Here is a 1,999-nt window from a genome sequence, read left to right as displayed (position 1 = left end):
GTGAGCATTCGGTGAGGGCCGCGGGTGGGATCGTTGCGTGGGCGCGAGGTCAGGCGGCACTCTGGGTCTGCTGGGGAGGGGCCCAGGTCCAGGGCAGGAGTTCGTCGATCCGCCGGGCGGGGTGAGCAGGCAGGCGAGCCAGCACGTCGGCCAGCCAAGCCTGCGGGTCGACCGCGTTGAGCTTTGCCGTGGTGATCAGCGTCGCCATGGCCGCGGCCCGCGCCGCGCCACGGTCCGAGCCAGCAAACAGCCATGCTCGTCGTCCAAGGGCAAAGCCTCTGAGCGCGCGTTCGGCGGCGTTGTTGGACAGGCAGATCCGCCCGTCATCCAGGAACGCGGCAAAGCGCGTCCAACGCTTGAGCATGTAGTCGATGGGTTGCGCGACCGCCGACGAACGCGAGAGCTTGCTGCGCTGCTCGCCGAGCCAGGCGTGCAGGTCCTCCACCACCGGCCGGCTGCGCTCCTGCCGAACCCGGCGGCGTTCGTCCGCGCTCAAGCCGTTGATCTCGCGCTCGAGGGCAAAGAGGAGGTCGATGCGCTCCACCGCCTCGAGTGCGATCGGCGACACGGGCGCGGCACCGGAGCCGCGGCGCGCTCGGGCGACGATGTCGGCCAACTCGAAGAAGCCGCGGCGGGCGTGCCCCCAGCAGAGCGCCGACGTGACCGCCCCGCCCGCACGCCCCGGATCATAAAGCCCGTTGTAGCCGCCATAGGCGTCGGCCTGCAGGATGCCCCGCCAGCCTCTCAGATGAGCGTCCGGGTGCTCCTGCCTGCGATCGCGCGAGGCGAAGTAGAGCGCCGCCGGCGGATCCGGTCCTCCAAACGGCCGGTCGTCGCGCACGTAGGTCCAGATCCGGCCAGTCTGCGTCTGGCCGCGGGCCAGGATCGGCACCGTGGTGTCGTCGGCGTGCAGCCTCTGCGCAGCCATGACGTGACGAGCGATCCTGTCATGCAGGGGCGCCAACGCCGCAGCCGCCGCGCCCACCTGGTCAGCGAGCGTCGAGACGCAGAGGTCGATTCCCTCCCGCGCGTAGCGCTCGCTCTGGCGGTTCAGCGGCTGGTGCTGGCCGAACTTCTCAAACAGGATCGTTGCCAGGAGGTGCGGGCCGGCAAAGCCGCGCGGCGTGACGTGGAAGGGCGCGGGCGGCTGCGTGATCTGCTCGCACGCCCGGCAGGAGAAGCGCTCGCGCACGGTCTGGATGACCTTCCAGGAGCGTGGGATCACCTCCAGCGTCTCGGTGATGTCCTCGCCGAGCTTCGACAGCCGCGAGGAGCCGCAGCACGGGCAGGAGGTCGGAGCCGGCACGACCACCCGCTCGCGCGGCAGGTGTGCGGGGAAGGGCTTGCGGACAGGACGGCGGCGCACCGGCGGCGAGGGGGCGTGAGCCGGCGCGGCCGCGACCTCGTCCTGTGTCGCCTGGGTCTCGAGTTCCTCGAGCTGAAGCTCCATCTGGTCGATGAGCCGCGTCGTGCGCTCCGAGCGCTGGCCATACAGCGCGCGCCGCAGCTTCTCGATCATCAGCTTCAGATGCGCGATCGTTGCCTCGACCGAAGAAGCCTCGGCCTTCGCCTTCAGGGCTGCGGCCTGCGCCTCGACCCTCTCGGCACGTTCGGCCAGGATCATCGCGTGCGCCGCCGCCAGGTCGGTCGGCAGGGACTGCGAGAGGGGCGGCTCAGCGGGCGAGGTCACCCGGAGAAGGAAGCACATCCCCCAGAGAACACAAGCCCAATGCTTATCCAATCGCCGTCGGGCGCCAAGTCTCGACAGGATTGCGCCAGTCGATGCCTGAGAGCAGGTAGCCCATCTGCGCCGGCGTGATGGCGACGACGCCGTCGGCCGGCGAGGGCCAGAGGAAGCGCCCGCGTTCGAGGCGGCGCACATAGAGGCTCGCCGCCTGCCCGTCGTGCCAGATGATCTTGACCAGATCGCCGCGCCGGCCACGGAAGCAGAAGACGTGGCCGCTCAGGGGATCGCGCTTGAGCACCTCCTGCACCTGCA

Annotated in this window: 2 protein-coding genes; both read right to left on the bottom strand. The window is 70.3% G+C overall.

Translation table 11 applies throughout. The annotated features are described in order from the left end of the window. Nucleotides 1–49: 49 nt before the first annotated feature. Nucleotides 50–1,708 (bottom strand): IS66 family transposase, encoded by a 1,659-nt coding sequence (gene tnpC, locus ACKUB9_RS34235; RefSeq protein ID WP_410824390.1) that lies wholly within the window; start codon nt 1,706–1,708, stop codon nt 50–52. Nucleotides 1,709–1,733: 25 nt separating this feature from the next. After that, on the bottom strand, nt 1,734–1,999 hold a 266-nt coding region (gene tnpB, locus ACKUB9_RS34230), incomplete at its 5' end, for an IS66 family insertion sequence element accessory protein TnpB (protein WP_407531148.1).

The organism is Methylobacterium oryzisoli, assembly GCF_046557895.1.
Classification (GTDB): Bacteria; Pseudomonadota; Alphaproteobacteria; order Rhizobiales; family Beijerinckiaceae; genus Methylobacterium; species Methylobacterium oryzisoli.
The sequence above is the reverse complement of the archived record's forward strand: the minus strand, read 5'-3'. Positions and strand labels throughout refer to the sequence as shown.